This is a genomic window from Buttiauxella cochleicola (genome assembly GCF_021282435.1).
Taxonomy (GTDB): domain Bacteria; phylum Pseudomonadota; class Gammaproteobacteria; order Enterobacterales; family Enterobacteriaceae; genus Buttiauxella; species Buttiauxella massiliensis.
This window is the reverse complement of sequence record NZ_JAJSOT010000001.1, coordinates 147,820-168,024: the sequence shown is the minus strand read 5'-3', so window position 1 is coordinate 168,024 and position 20,205 is coordinate 147,820. Positions and strand designations below refer to the sequence as shown.

Below are 20,205 nucleotides of genomic sequence, written 5' to 3'. Positions count from 1 at the left end.
GCCCATCAATCTACTCGTTTTTGCAATGACTTCAGTGATTACCAGCCAGGAACAGCCCCACCATTAAAGATTTTTTCGGCCGCTTTCGCCACCTCTGGTGACTGATAAGATTGCAGGAACTCTTTCACATTTTCCGCATCTTTGTTGTCTTCACGTGCAACCAGGATGTTCACATATGGCGAGTTTTTATCTTCGATAAAGACGCTATCATGCACCGGCGACAAGCCTGTTTGCTGGATGTAAGTCGTACTAATAATCGCCACATCAACTTTCGCATCGTCCAACACTCGCGGTAACTGTGCTCCTTCAAGCTCCATAATGTTCAGATGGCGCGGGTTTTCAGTAATATCCAACGCGGTCGGCAGCAGTCCTTTACCCTCTTTCAGAGTGATAAGCTTTTCTTTTTGCAGCAGCAGAAGAGCACGCCCCAGATTGGTTGGGTCATTCGGGATTGCAACAGTGGCACCGTCTTGTAATTGATCTACCGTCTTAATTTTTTTCGAATAACCGGCCATCGGGAACACGAAGGTATTACCCACGGCCACTAATTTGTAGTTATGCGCTTTGTTGTCTTGCTCGAGGAATGGACGATGCTGGAAAACGTTAGCATCTAACTCACCATGGTTGGTGGAGTCATTTGGTAGCAATGAACCGCTAAACCCGACCAACTCCACTTCCAGGCCGTACTTCTCTTTAGCGACTTTTTTCGCGACTTCCGCCACATCCTGCTCTGCGCCGTTAATCACACCAACTTTAATATGTTTCGCATTACTGCTTTGTTGGTCACAGCCCGCCAGCATCAAACCTGCCAGCAAGACAGCCCCAATCCGTAAGTGAGGTATTGTCAATCGCACGCTTTTTTCCTTAAAAAATAACTGCCAATGTGTAATGAAACGACTATAGCAGGATGCCTGTTGTGGTTTATAAAACCAAAAAGGTATCAGTTAGAAGAAAACAGCATATCGGGATTAACGATTTTTTTCTGGCAGACAAACCAACAGCAAGCCGAGGAAAATCACGCTCACGCCGACAAGTTTGCCCATACTGAAACTCTCACCCAGCCACGGAACCCAGATAGCCGCAGCCCACACCAGAACGTAACTTAGACTCAGTAGCGGGTAAGCTTTACTCAGCGCTATTTGCCGCAATGCAAAAAACCAACAGGCCATTGAAAAGACATAGGCAAGTAACCCGGCGATTAATGCTTGTGCACCAGGTGTTGCACTCATAAAAGCGGCAAGCAGTTCGTCGTGCTTTTCAACCGGTGGCAATGCCATCATCGCCCATTTCATGATGAGCTGCGCGCAACTGACTAACAGCACGCTCATCAATGCCCAGAAGTAGCCCATCAGGCAGCCCCTCCCAGAATGGAGATCCCAACGATAATCAACAAAATCCCCAACCAATGCCGAAGCGAAACAACCTCATGCCAGATAAAGCGCGCGGCGAGAGTGATAAAGATAAAATTAAGGCTTAGCATCGGATAGGCCACGCTGACGGGAATGCGCTGTAACACCAGCAACCACAACAGCATAGCGCAACCGAGTAACGTAACGCTTAATGCCAGCCAGCCGGATAAGTGGCGACGACCAGGTCGCCAGGTGGCCTGTTTTTGGCAAAGCTGGCCTCCACAACTCAATAGGCTGGCCAGCACAATCAGCAAATAACTCATGGCGTTTGTTCGTAGAAGAAGAGAACAAAGCGCCCTTTACGATAGAGCTGATCTGGCGTTGGTACATCATTGTCTTCTGGCACTTTGTTTTTCGACAGCAACATAACCAAAGAAACATTCCCTTCTTTACGGTGTGTTGCCAGCCAGTTGGCAAAGTCTTCGCGAGAGACAAAGTTATCTTTGGCATCAGCGAAGTTTGTCAGGCCGTAGTTCAACTCACCTGGTTTTGCATACATCGTAATGTCGTCACGCTTTAACTCCCAGGCAATACCGGCACCCACGCCAACACTGTCGGCAAGAATATAGCGGCTGTTCTCCAGTTCCGGGCGTACCACATCGATAAAGGCCTGCGGATGTTTAGAATCGATAACTTTGTCTGGAATAACCCCGCCAACCAACAGAGCCAGGCCAAGCGGACACAGCGCGGCCCATTGCCAGAGTTTCGCGTGGTTGCGCGTGGTGAAATACCCCACCAGCGCCCAAACCAGAAACGCGATGCTGGCCTGGATTACTTTGAGTACTTCATTGCTGGCATAGACCGGATGTTTCGCAAGCCCCCATGGTGCCAGCACCAGCAGGATAACCAGCGTACAAATCCCACCAAAAACAGTGTTGATCCAACCATTCACTTTTAAAGTTTTTGATGACGCAGCCAGTTGTGTCGCATGGCGTGCCAGCAAGATGGCCAGCGGTGCGAAGCACGGCAGAATATAGGTGGGCAGCTTGCCTTTCGCGATACTGAAAAACAGCAGCGGCATGACCACCCAACCCAGGACATAAAGCATTCCGCTCTCTATTTTGCGCTCTTGCCAGCCACGCTTTAGCGCGCCAGGCAACAAAGCAACCCACGGCAAACATCCGGCAATCAGGAACGGGATGTAATACCAGAATGGCGCTTTATGCTGCGCATCTTTCTCAGCAAAGCGTTGGATATGCTCAACCCAGAAGAAATAGTGCCAGAAAGTTGGCTCCGCTTTAGCGATAGCCAGTGCCCATGGCAAGGTAATGGCAATCGCACTCAATACTGCAAGTGGCCCAAACAACAGCACCTCTTTCCAGCGTTTTTGGGCAATCACCCACGGCAATACACCTAATACTGGGACCGCCAGCGCCAGAAAACCTTTTGTCATGACTCCCATGCCGCAAGCCAGGCCGAGCAGCAGATAGCCCCCTGCTTTTGCCACCGTCGTTTGCGCATTTGTCGCCCACCAGAAACTGCACATAGCAGCCACCAGCCACAGCGTGATCATCGGGTCGAGAACCGCATAGGTGCCGACACCATAAACCAGCAAACAGGTGAGGAAAATCACACCGGACATAACCGCCGTGGCTTTATCACGCCATAAACGAAATGCCAGCCAGGTGACTAACAATGCGCTAATCGTGATAGAAAACACCGAGCCAAAACGTACCGCAAAGTTGTTATGGCCGAAGAGCATTTGGCTGAGGTTATTGATCCAGTATCCAGCGACCGGTTTTTCAAAATAACGTACATCCAGAAAATGCGGGACAATCCAGTTCCCCGCAGCCAGCATTTCACGGCTGATTTCCGCATAGCGGGTTTCATCCGGTTGCCAGAGCGCGCGAAACTCAATGGGAAGCAGGTAAAGCAGAGCAAAACCCAGTAACAGAACTAGCGAATACTTTGCTGATTTCATCTGTTTAACGCTCGATTAATTGTTGGCTTCCTAACCAGCCTTCTCGGCCAGCAATAACACCGCGCACCACTTTGCCCGACGGCAGCGTGGACAAATCCTCCGGCAACAGTTCGCTTAATGGGCAGAACTGAATCCCTTCAAGGGCGGCCATGGTGAGCAATTCGCTAAAGTCTTTACGCATCACAATCCCTTCCACTTCGGCGTGGATGGTGTAGACCGGCGTGCCAGCGTCTTGTTTGATGCGGTCGAGAATAAAACGGTTGTAGCCTTCACGGCTGACGCCATCACCAATCACTTCATCCCAGGTCGGGAGCGTCACCGGGATTTGCACTGTCCCAAAGCAGCCGTCGGGTAAAAGTGGCCGAAATGGCGTGGTGCCGCGACAGTCGCTGTTGTAGCTAAAACCAAACCGCTCTTTTGCCCGCACCACGCGCTGATCGGCGCGCCAGCCCGCGACAGCGGAACACGTCACTGGCTGCTGGATAATCTGACTCAACGCATCCAACCCAAGCTGAATTTGCTTCTCGAGTTGCTCGGTATCCCAGACACCCGCCCAGGTTTGCCAGGCAAAGTGATCCCAGGCGTGCAGGCCGACTTCATGGTGATCGGCTGCCGCCGCAATAATATCTGCATTACCTGCGCCGATTTTACGACCCGGCCACGCCGTACCCGCCAGCAGAATATCCCAACCGTAGAGCGATGCTGCTTTTGAGCGCAGCATCTTCCACAGAAATTGCGGTTTCACCAGCCGCCATAAATGGCGGCCCATGTTATCCGGGCCAACGCTGAAGAAAAATGTGGCCTGAATACCGTGCAAACTTAAGATCTCAAGAAGATGCGCAACCCCCTGTTGGGTGCCTCGCCATGTATCTACATCAATGCGCAGGCCAACTTTTCTCATGCCTGAGGTTCCGTCAGTTCAACTGTTTTAAGGAAGAAATCCAGGGTCTCATCAATGGTTTGTTCCATCTCAACCGTTGGTTTCCAGTTTATTAAGCGATGAGCATTGCGGATGCTCGGCTTGCGATGCTCCACATCCTGATAACCTTTGCCGTAATAAGTGCTGCTTTCCACTTCGCGGAAACCGGCAAACGGCGGGAAATGGCTACGTAATGGGTGTTTTTCAAAGCTCTCCAGCAGCATTTGCGCCAGTTCTTTAATGCTCGCTTCGTTATCGGGGTTGCCGATGTTGATGATTTGCCCATCACAGTTGCTGTTTTTGTTCTCGATAATGCGGAACAACGCTTCGATACCATCGCTGATATCAGTAAAGCAGCGTTTTTGTTTACCACCATCAATCAACTTAATCGGCGAACCCTCTACCAAGTTAAGAATCAATTGAGTAATTGCGCGCGAGCTACCGATACGTGCGGCATTAAGGTTATCCAGGCGCGGCCCCATCCAGTTAAACGGACGGAATAACGTGAAGCGCAAGCCCTCTTTTTCGCCATACGCCCAGATAACGCGGTCAAGAAGTTGTTTTGAAACCGAGTAAATCCAGCGCTGTTTATTGATAGGCCCAACAATCAGGTTCGAGTTATCTTCATCGAACACTTTATCGGTGCTCATACCATAAACTTCGGACGTAGATGGGAAGATAATGCGCTTCTGGTATTTCACGCAGTCGCGGATGATTTTCAGGTTTTCTTCAAAATCCAACTCGAACACGCGCAGTGGGTTACGGGTGTATTCAATGGGTGTAGCGATGGCAACCAGCGGCAGCACGACATCACATTTCTTAATGTGATACTCAATCCATTCGGAGTGAATGCTGATATCACCTTCCACAAAGTGGAAACGTTCGTTGCCGATAAAACGGCTGATAGCATCAGAACCGATATCCAGGCCGTAAACTTCGAAGTTATCGTCCTGCAACAGGCGTTCGGTCAGGTGGTTGCCGATAAAACCATTCACTCCGAGGATCAGCACGCGAGTGCGACGTTTTATTGCTGATACCGGTTGGTTACTAAGCAATGCACCCGCCACCAGGCCAAGGGTTTGCGCCAGTTGTGAACCCTGCATGTAGACGCCGTTTTCGGTTTGACCGGTAACGATTTCCAGTGCACCGCCACCGGTGGCAATGATAAGCGGACTTACGGATAGCACTGTTCCCGCTTTCGCCGGCTGAAGCCCTTCGAGCACGCGTCCTTTCCAGACAACAAATTTAGCGCCACCCACATAGCTAAATGCACCTGGCCACGGGTCGGTCACCGCGCGAATCAGATTATCAATTTCATGGGCCGGAGATTGCCAGTTGATGCAGCCATCCTGCGGCGTGCGTCGGCCAAAAGTGGTCGCTTTGCTGTGATCTTGCTCAACCTGCGGGAAATACCCGGTTTTGATCGCCGGAAGAATACCTTCCAGCAGGTGAGACGCCGCTTTAGTCAATTTATGATGCAGCGTTAATGCCGTTTCTTCCGGGGCAATAGCCACTCGATGTTGCGCCACAATAGCACCGGCATCTGCACGGCTAACCATACGATGCAGCGTGACGCCCGTTTCAGTTTCGCCTTTCACCAGCACCCAGTTTAGCGGTGCACGGCCACGGTAATGCGGCAGCAACGAACCATGTAGGTTAAAAGCCCCTACCGTCGCGCTATTGAGAATTTCATCGCACAGCAAATTGCGATAGTAAAACGAGAAAATCACATCGGGCTGAGCGGATTTAATACGGTCAACCCACAAAGGGTGATTCACATCATCCGGGGCATAAACCGGAATGCCATGTTCTGCGGCGGTGCGAGCCACTGACCCAAAAAAATGATTTTCAGAAGGTGAATCAGGGTGGGTGTAAATAGCCGTAATGTCATAACCGGCAGCTACCAGTGCATTAACGCCTGCACACCCAATGTCGTGATAAGCAAATACAACAGCTTTCATTGATGATTTTCCTTTGAAGTTGAGACTGAGTCGCGGCTAACTACGCGCTGAATAAAATAACGAGGGCGGGCGCGGACATCGGTATAAATTCGGCCGATGTATTCACCCAGCAGTCCCATGCCCACGAATTGCGCGCCGATGAACATAAACAGCACCGCAAACAGCATGAACACCCCTTCCGCCGCCCATTGCGGCCCGAAGGCAAGACGTAAAACAACCAGCAGAACTGAAAGCGTGAAGCCCAGCACCGCAATAATGCTGCCGAAAACACTCAGCATGCGCAGCGGCGTGGTGGTCAGGCAGGTCACCAGGTCGTACATAAGGTTAATTAAACGCATAAAGCTGTATTTGGAATCACCAAACTCGCGCTCGGCGTGATGCACCGGAATCTCGGTCGCTTTACGGGCAAAGGTGTTTGCCAGAATAGGAATAAAAGTGCTGCGTTCATGGCAATTAAGCATCGCGTCAATGATATGGCGGCGATAGGCGCGCAACATGCAGCCGTAATCCCCCATCGCTTTGCCAGTCGTGCTTTGAATCAGGCGATTAATCAGGCGTGAAGCTCGCTTACGGAACCAGGTATCCTGGCGGTTCTGGCGTACTGTCCCCACCACGTCGTAGCCTTCATCAGCTTTTGCCACCAGGCGCGGGATCTCTTCCGGCGGGTTTTGCAGATCAGCGTCGAGGGTAACAATCAAATCCCCGGTGACGTGGCTAAACCCGGCCATTATCGCGTTGTGTTGGCCGTAATTACGGTTGAGCAACACCGCAACAATATGGCTGCCGGGCAACTGGGCAGCATCAGTCAACATGGAGGCGGATTCATCGCTGCTGCCATCATCGACCAGCAAAATTTCGTAATCCTTACCCAAGGTTTCGCACGCGGCCGTAGTGCGCCTGATAAGCTCGGGTATGCTTTCTTGTTCGTTATAAACCGGGATAACCACAGAGACTTTGTGGATCGGTAAAGGGGTCATCATATTATTTTCCTGCAACTTCACGTAATGCATTGATTACGCGCGAGACGTCGTCATCGGACATCGTTGGAAATAACGGAATGGAGCAAATACGGTCGCTGTTCCATTCGGTATCAGGCAAAGAGAGTGTTGGGTAGCGTTCGCGGTAGTATTTCTGTGTATGAGCGGCCCGGAAATGCAGCCCAGTGCCAATTCCCTTCTCTTTTAAAGCCCCCATAAATTCATTGCGGGTAATTCCGCAACGAGATTCATCAATACGTAAAATAAAAAGATGCCAGGCGTGTTTATGTGCCCATTGAGGATGGATAAGCGGTAAATAAGGCGTATTGACCAACTCAGCTAAATAACGTTCAGCTATTTCAGTACGCCGCGCGTTATTTTGTTCAAGCTTGTTTAACTGCACCAGGGCAATTGCTGCATTAATATCGGCGAGATTGTATTTGTACCCTGGAGTGATCACTTCTGCCTGTGGAGCACGCCCTAATGTCTGGCGGTCAAAAGCATCAACACCGAGCCCGTGAAACTTCAGACTACGCATCCGGTTTGCAAGCTGCTCGTCGTCAGTGACAATCAATCCGCCTTCAGCACACGTCATGTTTTTAATGGCATGGAAGGAGAAAATTGCCGTCCCACGGTCGCCAATATGCTTGCCTTTATAGTGGGTTCCAGCGGCATGTGCTGCATCTTCAATTACAGGGATTCCGTGACGCTCACCTATCGCGCGGATAGCGTCGATATCTGCTGGAGCCCCGGCGTAGTGCACAGGAATAATGGCGCGCGTGCGTGGCGTAATCGCCCCTTCAATGCTTTGAGGCGTTACCATCAGGGTATCGCGGTCAACATCGATCATCACCGGTTCGGCACCTAACAACACAATCATGTTGAGAGTGGAAACCCAGGTCAAAGAAGGGGTAATCACTTCATCACCAGCCTGGATGCCCAATGCCATCAACGCCACATGCATGCCTGCCGTCGCGGAGCTGACTGCGATAGCGTGTTTATTGCCTGTTAACTCGCAAAATGCCTGTTCGAGCGCCTGATTTTTGGGGCCTGTTGTTATCCAACCAGACTGCAAAACTTCACTTACAGCGGCGAGTTCTTCTTGTCCCATAGCGGGCCGTGAGAAGGGCAGAAATTCACTCATTGGATATCCCTGTAATTAAGTAGAAACTTTATTAATCATGAAGCAGATTAATTAAATAAAAGCACAACATGATTGATTCACAATGCTGCTATCTAAACCACTGTTAAATTAAAACCAACTTAGCAGAGATTTCTTAGGTCAATATTAAGATGTGAGTAATTTGAATAAATAAACCGAGATAAACACCTGGCAATTAAGTTCACGGAATTGTCACAAAAACCAGAAAACCAAAAAGTTCCCCTCTCCTTTCTTTTATATGCATTCATTTAATAGCCGTTTAATTTTTATCTCATGGAATACATTAAGGTTAAATTAAGGTTGGTCATTAATAATCACACTCACACATACACCGCTTGTGGTCTATGGCAGAAATTCCGATGGCAAACCCATCCTGCTCGCCTGTGTATCAATAGTATAAAAATGAACCTGTTGGAGATGTTAATGCCCGTACTTTTCAGGATGAAGGTCATCCCGCTGATTTTACTGTTGGCGGTCGTCTTTGCCTTCTTACTCAACTGGCCCGTGTTACTGCATTTTTACGATATCTTGACCCATCTTGAGCATGTAAAAATCGGTTTCGTTATCTCCATACCTTTCGTGTTAGTTGCGGCTCTCAATTTTGTCTTCATGCCCTTCTCTATTCGTTTTCTATTGAAGCCATTTTTTGCCTTGCTGCTAATTACTGGCTCAATGGTCAGTTATTCGACGCTGAAATATAAAGTGATGTTTGATCAATCGATGATTGAAAACATCATTGAAACGAACCCGCAAGAAGCGCATTCCTATCTGAATGGCTCAATTATTTTATGGATTCTTTTGACCGGCGTACTGCCTGCTATCTTATTGTTTTTAATTAAAATTGAATATCCAGCAAAATGGTACAAAGGCATCGCATATCGCCTGCTGTCGATGGTGGCATCGCTGGCGCTTATTGCAGGTGTTGCAGCGCTTTACTACCAGGATTACGCCTCGGTTGGGCGTAACAACTCAACGCTTAACAAAGAAATTATTCCGGCTAACTACGTCTACAGTACCGTTCGCTATCTGAAGGATACGTACTTTACGACCAAAGAACCCTTCCAGTCGCTGGGCGATGATGCCAAACGTGTTGCCAATAAAGAAAAACCAACGCTGATGTTCCTGGTGATTGGTGAAACGGCCCGTAGCCAGAATTTCTCGATGAACGGTTATTCGCGTGATACCAACGCCTTTACCAGCCAATCGGGCGGCGTTATCTCATTTAAAGATGTTCACTCCTGCGGTACCGCCACCGCTGTTTCCGTACCGTGCATGTTCTCGAATATGAACCGCACTGACTACGACGGCAAGAAAGCGTACAACAGCGATAACTTCCTCGACATCGTGCAGAAAACGGGTGTTTCACTGCTGTGGAAAGAGAACGATGGAGGCTGTAAAGGTGTGTGTAGCCGCATTCCGACTATCGAAACCAAGCCAACTGATAACCCGAAACTGTGTGATGGCGAAACCTGTTATGACGATGTGATGCTGGAAAATCTTGATGCTGAAGTGGCTAAAATGGCCGGAGACAAACTGGTCGCCTTCCATATGATTGGCAGCCATGGGCCGACTTATTACCAGCGTTACCCAGCAGAGCATCGCCACTTCATGCCGGAATGTTCACGCAGTGATATTGAAAACTGTACCCAGGAGCAGTTGGTCAATACCTACGACAACACCATTCGCCACACCGACTATGTATTAGCGCAAATGATTGAGAAACTGAAAAAATACAGTGATCAATACAACACCGTGCTGCTGTACGTTTCCGATCACGGTGAGTCATTAGGAGAAAGTGGCCTGTATCTGCATGGTACGCCTTACAAACTGGCCCCGGATCAACAAACGCATATCCCGATGCAGGTGTGGATGTCACCGGGCTTTATCGCCGTGAAACACATCAACATCTCTTGTTTACAAGATAATGCGGCGAAAAAACCGTACTCCCATGACAACCTGTTCTCGTCGGTTCTCGGGCTTTGGGACATCAGCACCAGTGTCTACCAGCCGGGCAGCGATTTATTCCGCGAATGCCGGGGTTAACTCACAGCGGGTAGAGGCATAACGCTTTGCGGGCACCGTTCAATTAATGAAATGGTGCGCGCAAGCCCTGGTGGGTGGCGGCGGTTTTACACAGTAATAGCCAACCTTACCCCGCCAGCACGCAAGCATGGCCGTTGACCGTAAGTTTCACCGCCATCCCAACTTGCCAGTTTTGCTGGCTGATGGTTTTCACCTGCAAAGGTGTCGGCCAACCCGGTGATGCCAGCGTCAGCGTCGAAAGATAACCGGTAAAATCCACATCCATGATCGTCACAACAGGCTGAGGTTCTGAATCGGTCTTGAGTGGCGAAATAACCACTTGTTCCGGGCGCAGCATAATACGCCTCTCGCCGCTATATTGAGTGTTATCCGCTGGGATATTACCCAGCTCACAGCGTGCAAATCCCCCACTCAGTTGCGCGTTGAATATCAACGCATCGCCAAGAAACAGCGCGGTGGCCTCATCGACAGGCTGCGAATAGACCTCGACGGGTGAGCCAACCTGTGTAAAGCGCCCATCACGAATCACCGCAATCTGGCTGGCAAAAGAGAGGGCTTCATGTTGATCGTGCGTGACCAGAATAGAGGCGACACCAGCATGGGTCAGTAATTCAGCCGTGGCTTTGCGGGTTGCAGCTCGCAGCCCGGTATCGAGTGCCGAAAAAGGCTCATCCAAAAGCATTAATACTGGCTCTTGTGCCAGTGCCCGAGCCAGCGCCACACGCTGCTGCTGCCCGCCAGAAATCTCATGCGGCCAGTGATGTTGCAGGCGACTGTCGAGCGATACCACCTCCATCAATTCCGCCACGCGTCGGCGGTTTTCATGTTTTGAGCCATTCAAGCCGTAGGCAATGTTATCGCCCACTTTCATATGCGGGAAAAGCGCACCTTCCTGCGGCACAAACCCAATACCGCGCTGGTGTGCGGGAATAAAGGTGTTCTCGTCAAAAAGCGTTTTGCCGGATAGCGTGATTCGCCCGCTATCCGGCGTTTCAAAACCGGCGAGAATGCGCAGTAACGTGGTTTTCCCCGAACCTGATGGCCCAACAATCACCGTACGGCTCGCAGGTAGTACCGATAGGCTGAGATTTTCCAGTACCGATGTCTGACCAAATTTTTTAGAAATATTCGCAAGTTCAATCATCTTACAGACCCGCTAGTTTTTGAGATTGCACATAAAGAATTCCGGTAAGCGGCAGCGAGATAAGGATCATCAGCAACGCATAAGGTGCGGCGGCAACATAATCTATTTCGCTGGTGAGAGCCCAAAAGCCCGTCGAGAGCGTGCGGGTGCCCAATGGCGACAGTAATAGTGTTGCGGTGAGCTCATTGGTTATACCAAGAAAGACCAGCGCCGCCCCAGCGGCAGCACCTGGTGCTGCAAGCCGCAAAGTGATACTGCAAATGGCCTGAGCCTGAGTTTTACCTAAACTGCGAGCCACGTTTTCCAGCTCTACAGGGGCTTGAGCAATACCTGCGCGCAGGTTGATTAACGCTCTTGGCGTAAACATCAGCAAATAAGCAAGAAACAACGTAATTTCAGTCTGATAGATAGGACGCACGTAATTAATGGTTACCGTGACTAACGCCAGTGCGACCACAATCCCCGGCAGCGAGCTAGTAAAGTAATTACACGCTTCAAGCACACGAAACAGCGGGCGCGGATGGCGCACGGAGAGCCAGGCTATCGGGACCCCGGCGAGAATAATCAGCAGCGCACCGCCTGATGCCAGCAGCAAGGTCTGGCGCAGTGAAAGCCAGAGATCGGCATGATTCCAGTTTTCGATACCGCCCAGCCACAGCCAACGGCACAACACCGCGAGCGGGACAACTAATGCCTGCAGTATCACGGTAAGGGAAAATAGCTGGCCCAAAACACTCAACGGTGCATTCAGATGCAGACGATTTTGTTCGCGTGGGGATCCGGCTCCCACTCGCGCGTAACGCGCCTTGCCCCGAGTGACACCTTCAAGTGCCAGAAATACCAGGCAACATAGCGCCAGTACGCCTGCCAACATGTTGGCCGCAGGTCCACTGAATGTCGACTGGAACTGGTCATAGATGGCCGTGGTGAAAGTATCAAAACGGATCATCGCATACAGTCCATATTCCGCCAGCAAATGCAGCGTCACCAGCAATGCTCCGCCCCAGATCGCGAGCTTTAGTTGCGGCAGAACAATACGGAAAAAGACCGCCCATGGCGGTGTACCCAACGAGGCGGCAACATCTTCCAGCGTCGGGTCGAGACGGCGTAAAACAGCCGCAACAGGGAGATAAATAAAGGGGTAATACGCCAATACAGACAAAAATACGCCTGCCGATAAGCCATGTATTGATGGCACTGCGCTGACCCAGGCATAACTTTGTACAAAGGCGGGAATCGCAAGCGGTGCTACGGCAAGCATCGACCAGATGCGCCTACCCGCAAGCGTGGTTCGTTCAGTAAGCCAGGCAAGTAATGTGCCCACCGCCACAGACAGTGGCACAGCAATAGCCACCAGCAGCAACGTGTTGCTGAGTAGCTCACCAACACGCGGACGAAAGATGAGTGCCTTAACCGTTTCCCAGCCAGTATCAAAACCGATGACCACAACAAAAGCGGGCGGTATCAGGGCGAGCATTGAGAAGACAATCGCCAACAGCACCATCACAAACGCGGGCCGGCGTTGCACTGTACGGCTGTTAATATTGAGGCTATCGGTAATATTGACCACGGACATCAGACACTCATCGCTATATTAAGGAATCAAAGAAGACCAGCTTCAGTCATTAGATCAATGACTTTTTTGCTATTGAGCGAGGATGCTTCAACTTTTGGCGCATCCAGGTCTTTCAGCGGAACCAGTTTCGGGTTAGAGGCAGCATTCACGCCTACTGCATATTCAAACGCATCATTGGTACGCAAAGTGTCCTGGCCAGATTTACCCGTAATCCACTTCATGAATGCCTGAGCCTGCTGCTGGTGTTTGCTTGAAGCCAGCACGCCGCCACCAGAGATACTGACAAACGCGCCTGGGTCCTGATGTTTAAAGTAGTGGAGTTCGGTGTTTTTGCTGTTTTCGCCCGTTTTGGCCTGGTCAACGAAACGGTAATAGTGGTAGATGACCCCGCCGTCGATCTGCCCGGCGTTGACCGCTTTCATCACGGTGCTGTTGCCTTTATAAGCCACGAAGTTGGTTTTCATTGCTTTGAGCCACTCAAGCGTTGCCTTTTCGCCTTTCAATGCCAGAACAGCACTGACGATAGCCTGGAAATCAGCCCCTGACGGAGAAGCTGCCCAGCGCCCTTTCCACTCGGGTTTCGCCAGATCCATTAAGGATTTCGGCAATTGCGCTTCGCTCAGTTTTGCCGGGTTATAGACGAACACGGTGCTACGTGCGGCAATACCAATCCAGCGGCCATGTTCAGGGCGATAGGCTGGTGCAACCTGTTCCAGAGTGCTTTTATCCAGAGGTGCGAACAATTTAGCGTTATCGACCAGCACCATCGCCGGGGAGTTTTCAGTCAGAAACACGTCCGCCGGAGACTTGCTGCCTTCCTGAACCAGTTGATTACCCAGCTCGCTGTCGCCGCCATTACGCAATGTAACTTTAATGCCGGTTTCTTTGGTGAAACCGTCAACCCACGACTGAACCAGGTTTTCATGCTGCGCGTTATAAACCACGATTCCTTCATTGTTATCGGCCGCACCGGCGAACGGAGTCAGCAAAACAGAGGAAGTCACCATTGCGATTGAACACAGGGACGATACGCCAAATTTCATAAGTTAATCCTTCATAATAATGAGTACATAACACCAGAATGCATAGCGAGGCGGATTAAACCACAGCAAAATGGGAATGCTAATGAAAATTGTTATCATTTTTAAACAAAGGTGAGAAATGTGGCAGAACTAAACTTTACTAAGATAAAAAACCTGATTGGCCACTGAGAGGGTTGTGAAGATTAAAAAAACCTTAAGGTTAGATGCTTTACGCATTTCCCTGCCCTGTATGGCTGCATTTACGATAAATGGCCTACCCCGACTGGTTAGAGTCATCATTTACGAACAACCATAAAACTAAATCCGTAATGTACTGCGTGTAATTCCCCTGTTTATAAATCAGTCTAAAATCAGACCACGCTTTATCGTTGTGGTTATTTTTAATCCTGATACTGCTATCGCAAATGATGCTCCCTAAGCCAAAAGCCGGAAAATAAGGTCAATGGCAATATATCGTTGTCGTTGTATATATTTTTATTAAGGGACCATCCTTTTAAAGTTTAACCCATTATAATTAATTGGGATGGTACACTTTGGACGAAGTAAAAGTCATATCAAGAAAAGGAAACTCTGGGATATTAATTGATCCACTCACTAATCCATTTATTATCGCAGTCGCAGTGGCGATTGCCATTATTCCCCCACAACCCCTTTATGCAGCGCAATCTTTACCAGAAATATCCAGCGTAGTAGCCGGGCAGGTTCAGATATCAAAAAATGGGCAGAGTATGCAGGTTGATACGCAAACCGCCCGAACAGTCATTAACTGGAAAGATTTTAGTATTGGTGCTGATAATAAAGTTCATTTTAAACAGCCTGATGGTTCTTCTGTAACTTTGAACCGTGTCACCGGTAAAGATCCCAGTAATATTTTTGGTGTACTGACATCTAATGGCCAGTTAGTTCTGCTTAACCCCAATGGGATTTGGTTTGGCCCAAATTCAAAAATAAGCACTCAGTCGCTGGTCGCAGGTGCTGGCATGATTACTGATGAACAATTAAAAAAATTTGAGCAATCAGGGAAGCTGGATATTTCTCTAAGCGGCATGATAAGTAATGCCGGTAAAATTACCGCCGCCGATAACGGAATGGTCACACTATTAGGTGCACAAGTTGCAAACAGTGGCGTTATTCAGGCACGCCAGGGTAAAGCGATGCTGGCAACCGGTCCTGCTGCCACCCTCGACTTCCATGGTGATGGCCTGATTAATATCGCCATTACCCAAACAAGCGACTCAAACGCACAGGTTAATTCCGGGCTTACAGGTGGGGTGCACAATACCGGCCATATTGATGTGGGTAGCGGTGTGATTACTATGAGTGCCCAACGGGCGGCCGGGCATCTGGATTCGGTGATTAATCTGGGTGGAACCGTCGTTGCAGACTCTGTCTCAGAACAAGGCGGGACCATTGTTTTAGGTCATGTTGAGAAAACACTGGTTTCGGGAACTGTTTCGGCAAAAGGCACTCAAGGCGGTGAAATCCATTTACTGGGAGAAAATGTCACGCTCACTCCCACTGCGCGTATTGATGCCTCAGGTTCCGTTGATAAAGGTGGCCGGATATTAGTCGGCGGTGATTACCAGGGCAAAGGCTCTGTACCGCGTGCTAAAACTGTTTCGGTGAATAAAGGGGCTTCTTTAAAAGCCCAGGGAAAAACAGATGGAGGCACTATTGTTGCCTGGTCTGAAAATCAAACGCATTTTGCCGGAAGCGCCAGTGTAAAAGGTGGCGAGCGTGGCGGAGTGATTGAAACATCCGGACGGCAACTCAATGTCACTAAAGATGCCGAAATTGATCTATCGGGCACAGTGGCCTCCGGCAAATGGCTTCTGGACCCGGAGATTGTCACCGTCAGTGACGACACCAGTGCCTCAAATGATATTCCGAACGCCAGTGATACCGGGAACTGGACCGTTTCCAATCTTGCCGTTGCCAGGGCACTGGAACAACAGGGTGTAGTTGAAATCACCGCTTCAGCACGAATTAATATCAATGCACCGATTGTGGTGAAAAAGGTGTTTGAGGCAAACGGGACTGGTGCCACGCTATCACTAATAGCATCAGGGAACCCAACACAGGGAAAGAGCTACGCTGGCAAGGATCTGCATGAAGATAGCGGTAGTGTTTATATTAATGCCCCGATTATTCTCCAGGGCGGCAATCTCTTTATTGCAGCGACCGGTGATGTAGTTTTAAAAGATAATGCTCAAGGACAAACCGGGGAATCGGCGTGGAATAAACGCGCGATTATTGATTTGGGAAGCGGTATTGCTTGGATAAAAACCTCCAACTCAGGTTCTATTTTCCAGGAGAGTAATACTGCACTCAAAGCCTCGCAAGTTGCATTACAAGGGGCTAGTGTGCGCATGAACAGTGAGCTGAATTATGCGGAAAAACTGGCTGGACGCGCAACGAACGGGATATTTACTTATAGCCAGACCAATGCAACAGGTAATACTGCCTATGGGCCCAATATTTCGATTAACTCCCCTCTTACCGACAATCCTGAAAGTCTGGCAGATATCTCCAGTGAGCAGTTAAAGTTGGTGGGTGAAAAACTGGTTTCGGCAGATGAATATAATGATAGCGGCATAACACTTAGCAGTAATGAAGCTTTTGATTACCTCGTCTTCTCGGCTGAAAATTATAAGGTCATCGACAAAGATGGTAATGTTATAACGCTGCCGGAAGCAGAGTTTATCAAATTCCTTGATTACTCTGACTACCTGGTTACGGGCATTACGTTTTTAGACAGTAACAAACAGAAATGGACAATTAAAGCTAATGCCAATAATCCTGAACTATCAGATGTTTATTTAAATGATGTATTCACCAATTCACTACCAGTCGGTTTCGCATTCCAGGCCAATAATGGGACATATACTGCAATAGAAATAGACTACAACGGAAAAGTAAATGGCTGGGGAGTAAAACCTTATCAGGGCCAGAAAATTAATGGCGCTCTTTTTGATGAGGAAATCCAGTATCACCCGGAAAGTAATCGTAGCCAGCAACTTATTATTAACCTCGGAACTAAAACCAATGAAGTCCAGGCAAACTTAGGGTTCTTAATGGATGACGCTCCGTGGATTGCCAAAGAAAACAATCCTAATAGTTATCGCAATCTTTACGAGCAAGCGAAGATCTATATGTTGTCTTCAACAAAAAACGCTGCTGACTCAATACAGGTAACAACCTATCAGGCTAAAGTTAATGCTAATTCTGAGGATGCGACACGTATTTATGGTGACAGTAACCCTGCAATCATAGAAAGCCGAATAAAAAATGACGCGATGAATAAAATCATCGAGGTTGATAACTTTATCGCCCAGCAATTAAACGATGAAAACCGCAATACTTTTACTGTTGATTATTCCCGGCCCGCACTAAATACTAATGTCGGTCAGTATAGTGTCGAAAAAACAATCAGTGGTGGTACTGACGTAGATAAACGTTATGCGGTTGAACTTAACACATCCACCATGACAATAACTCCGGCTTCGTTGGTTGTCGTTGCCGATAATCATATAAAACAAGTGGGTGAAACTGACCCAACATTTACTTTTACTATCGATGAGCGCCAGTGGAAATTTGCGCAAGATAAACAGGGTGTCACGCTGGGCCGCGAGGCTGGGGAAAATATTGGTAGCTATAGTATTGACCATGCTAGTCATACTATTAGCGCTAACTATCTGGTGACCGTTATTAATGGTGAGCTCAAAATTCTGGGGCCAACTTCTGATCCTACGCCTCCGGTTGAGCCTCCAGTTGATAACAAACCTATTGATAACAAACCTATTGACAATAAACCAGTCGATGTAAAACCCATAGATAATTTACCCGTAACTGACGACCCAGTTATTGATAATCCTATTGTTCCACCAGTGGATAATCCTCCAACACCTACAAATCCAGGCGTTATTGATATGCGCTCAACGGGCATTTCCCTAACGGGTGGAGCAAATGGCGAGCGCTGCACCACCATAGAGTCCCCTTCATCGATTATGGCCAGCGATACTGCAAGTCCTGCAATTGTCCGAGCCTGGTCGGTACAACTAATTTGCAAACCTCGCAGCTACGGGGAACCTGAGGAACAACTTCCTGCCCGTGAGGAAGTGATTGGCTATATCACGAATGCCATTGAGGAAGGCAAATTCCGCATCCCGGACTGGAATCGCACTTTAATTCCAACCGTCAGGGATTTAGAAAAAAATAGAGAGGGAAATTAAGATGAATAGCATAAGAAAAATTATCTGGGTACCCAGCCATACTTTGAAAATATTAGGTGGAGCCATTCTCGCATCGGCATTTATTGCACATTGTGAGGCGGCATCTGTTTCTATATTCAAAGCCAACGATCCCAGCCGGATGGAAGTTCCTGATGCTTCCGGGAGAAAAGTCAGCAGTGGCGATTTATCTGGTCCTGATGGCGAGCTGATTGATGTCGAAAAGACCCCCAGAATGTTAGATGTCCAGGAAGCAAAGCCTCTATTTTCATCGGGCACCTCGCGGCCATTCCGTGTTAATCATATTAAACTGACAGGGGTGACGGTTTATAGTGCAGAGCAACTTCGCCCTCTCTATGCTGCACTTGAAGGTAGAGATGTCACTTTGCAGCAAATTAATAGTGCGGCGGCGCAGATAACCCATCGTTATCGTCAGGATGGTTATCTGCTGGTCAAAACTGTCATTCCTGTTCAGCAGATTAACAATGGGTTGTTAGAATTGCATGTCACCGAAGGTCGTATCAATAATACGAATATTCAGGGAGATACCAATCGCGCGACTGAACGTTATGCTGAAAATATTCGCAATGATGTTCCGTTAACTGCAACCGAGCTTGAAAGAAATATATTACTGATGAATGACCTTCCGGGTAATGAAGCCCGGGCAACGTTGAGTCCTTCCTCTGAAAAAGCAGGTTCTGATCTGTTAATTAATAACAAATTGAAGCGTTGGGACGGATTTTTAGGGCTTGATAACCGAGATAGCCGCCATTATGGATCATGGCAAGGTTACGGTGGTCTCAATCTGAACAATCCATTAGATATAGGCGATCGTCTTTCATTTCGCTATGGCCACTCTTTTGAAAGTAATTACATGGCATTTTATGAAGGGCAATATGAAGCCCCAATTAATCGCTATGGCACTACCATGAGTATTCTGTATCAACATAACGATGGATACCCGGATACTTATAGTTTCTTAAATGCTAACAGTCATGGCGATAATATTATCGCGCGTCTTAACCACCCCTGGCTGAGATCGCGAATGGAAAATATCAATAGTTCTGTTGCCTTCACCTGGTATAACGGAACCTCAGAATATTTTAATGACCCCGATAACACCCCATCCAGTGATGACCGTATTCGTGCATTGCGAGTGGGCACTAGCTGGGATTTCGTCGATAGCCATGGCGGCAGTAACCTGATGAAAGCGGAGTTAAGCCAGGGGCTGCATGTAATGGGAGCCAGCCATGAGGGGCGTAATAACCCTTCACGTGAAGGCGGAAATACTAACTTCACGAAGCTACAGCTCGACTTGCAACGATTGCAGAATTTGGACCCGATTACTCAAGGCCTTGCAATATATATGGCGATGTCCGCCCAGACAGCATTTGGCGAAGCTTTACTGACACCTGAACAATTTGGTGTCGGCGGCAGCCAGTTTGGCCGAGGATATGATGCTTCTGAGATCTCCGGTGATAATGGTATTGCTGGTAAGCTTGAGCTGCAATATTCCAAATTACATGTCATTAATGAATATCCTATCCCCGTACAATATTACAGTTTCTGGGATGTGGGTAAGGTCTGGAATAATGAACCCCGTTATACCGATAGTGAAAGTCTGGCTTCGCTGGGCGGTGGAGTACGGATTAATCCCTATAAAGATCTTCATATAACCGGTGAGGTCGCCTTCCCGCTTACCCGTTCCGTAGCATCGGAAGAGGCTTATGGCTACAACGGCAACAAAGCACGTTTCTTCCTGAATGTCCTGAAGATGTTCTAATTAATATCTTTATAGAAACCATCACTTTTTATCATTAA

14 protein-coding genes are annotated in these 20,205 nt (G+C 48.6%); 3 read left to right on the top strand and 11 right to left on the bottom strand.

The annotated features are described in order from the left end of the window. Nucleotides 1-38 precede the first annotated feature (38 nt). The 8 genes from nlpA to arnB form a co-directional block, all read right to left on the bottom strand. Entirely contained in the window at nucleotides 39-854 is an 816-nt protein-coding gene (nlpA, locus tag LVQ77_RS00725; protein ID WP_232903401.1) for a lipoprotein NlpA, read from the bottom strand. A 114-nt stretch (nucleotides 855-968) separates the two neighbouring features. Beyond that, nucleotides 969-1,349 carry a 4-amino-4-deoxy-L-arabinose-phosphoundecaprenol flippase subunit ArnF gene (gene arnF / locus LVQ77_RS00720; RefSeq protein WP_232903400.1) on the bottom strand — a complete coding sequence of 127 codons (381 nt, stop codon included), beginning with the start codon at nucleotides 1,347-1,349 and terminating at the stop codon, nucleotides 969-971. After that, nucleotides 1,349-1,672: a 4-amino-4-deoxy-L-arabinose-phosphoundecaprenol flippase subunit ArnE gene (gene arnE / locus LVQ77_RS00715; protein ID WP_232903399.1), complete on the bottom strand. Its 324-nt coding sequence runs from the start codon at nucleotides 1,670-1,672 to the stop codon at nucleotides 1,349-1,351. Before arnE ends, arnF begins: the two co-directional genes overlap by 1 nt. Beyond that, the gene (gene arnT / locus LVQ77_RS00710) at nucleotides 1,669-3,330 is read right to left on the bottom strand and encodes a lipid IV(A) 4-amino-4-deoxy-L-arabinosyltransferase (RefSeq protein WP_232903398.1); all 1,662 of its coding nucleotides are present in this window, start codon (nucleotides 3,328-3,330) and stop codon (nucleotides 1,669-1,671) included. The genes arnE and arnT overlap by 4 nt, the downstream gene beginning before the upstream one ends. A 4-nt stretch (nucleotides 3,331-3,334) precedes the next feature. After that, entirely contained in the window at nucleotides 3,335-4,231 is an 897-nt protein-coding gene (gene arnD, locus LVQ77_RS00705; protein ID WP_232903397.1) for a 4-deoxy-4-formamido-L-arabinose-phosphoundecaprenol deformylase, read from the bottom strand. Then, nucleotides 4,228-6,210, bottom strand: a complete 1,983-nt coding sequence (gene arnA / locus LVQ77_RS00700; protein WP_232903396.1) for a bifunctional UDP-4-amino-4-deoxy-L-arabinose formyltransferase/UDP-glucuronic acid oxidase ArnA — start codon at nucleotides 6,208-6,210, stop codon at nucleotides 4,228-4,230. Before arnA ends, arnD begins: the two co-directional genes overlap by 4 nt. Then, nucleotides 6,207-7,190 (bottom strand): undecaprenyl-phosphate 4-deoxy-4-formamido-L-arabinose transferase, encoded by a 984-nt coding sequence (gene arnC / locus LVQ77_RS00695; RefSeq protein ID WP_232863486.1) that lies wholly within the window; start codon nucleotides 7,188-7,190, stop codon nucleotides 6,207-6,209. Before arnC ends, arnA begins: the two co-directional genes overlap by 4 nt. A 1-nt stretch (nucleotide 7,191) precedes the next feature. Continuing rightward, nucleotides 7,192-8,331 (bottom strand): UDP-4-amino-4-deoxy-L-arabinose aminotransferase, encoded by a 1,140-nt coding sequence (gene arnB / locus LVQ77_RS00690; protein ID WP_232863485.1) that lies wholly within the window; start codon nucleotides 8,329-8,331, stop codon nucleotides 7,192-7,194. A 441-nt stretch (nucleotides 8,332-8,772) separates the two neighbouring features. Here arnB and LVQ77_RS00685 point away from each other — a divergent pair, with 441 nt between their 5' ends. Continuing rightward, nucleotides 8,773-10,392, top strand: a complete 1,620-nt coding sequence (locus LVQ77_RS00685) for a phosphoethanolamine transferase (RefSeq protein WP_232903395.1) — start codon at nucleotides 8,773-8,775, stop codon at nucleotides 10,390-10,392. Nucleotides 10,393-10,498: 106 nt separating this feature from the next. Here the strand turns inward: LVQ77_RS00685 and LVQ77_RS00680 are convergent, their stop codons facing one another. The 3 genes from LVQ77_RS00680 to LVQ77_RS00670 form a co-directional block, all read right to left on the bottom strand. Next, nucleotides 10,499-11,536, bottom strand: coding sequence for an ABC transporter ATP-binding protein (locus tag LVQ77_RS00680; RefSeq protein WP_232903394.1), 1,038 nt, complete (start codon nucleotides 11,534-11,536; stop codon nucleotides 10,499-10,501). A 1-nt stretch (nucleotide 11,537) separates the two neighbouring features. Then, nucleotides 11,538-13,040 carry an ABC transporter permease gene (locus LVQ77_RS00675; RefSeq protein ID WP_370644970.1) on the bottom strand — a complete coding sequence of 501 codons (1,503 nt, stop codon included), beginning with the start codon at nucleotides 13,038-13,040 and terminating at the stop codon, nucleotides 11,538-11,540. Nucleotides 13,041-13,138: 98 nt separating this feature from the next. Beyond that, nucleotides 13,139-14,155, bottom strand: coding sequence for an iron ABC transporter substrate-binding protein (locus LVQ77_RS00670; protein WP_232903392.1), 1,017 nt, complete (start codon nucleotides 14,153-14,155; stop codon nucleotides 13,139-13,141). Nucleotides 14,156-14,688: 533 nt separating this feature from the next. Between LVQ77_RS00670 and LVQ77_RS00665 the strand changes: the two genes are divergently transcribed. Both LVQ77_RS00665 and LVQ77_RS00660 read left to right on the top strand, forming a co-directional pair. Next, nucleotides 14,689-18,387, top strand: coding sequence for a two-partner secretion domain-containing protein (locus tag LVQ77_RS00665; RefSeq protein WP_232903391.1), 3,699 nt, complete (start codon nucleotides 14,689-14,691; stop codon nucleotides 18,385-18,387). Nucleotide 18,388: 1 nt separating this feature from the next. Then, nucleotides 18,389-20,167, top strand: coding sequence for a ShlB/FhaC/HecB family hemolysin secretion/activation protein (locus tag LVQ77_RS00660; RefSeq protein WP_232903390.1), 1,779 nt, complete (start codon nucleotides 18,389-18,391; stop codon nucleotides 20,165-20,167). Nucleotides 20,168-20,205: the final 38 nt, after the last annotated feature.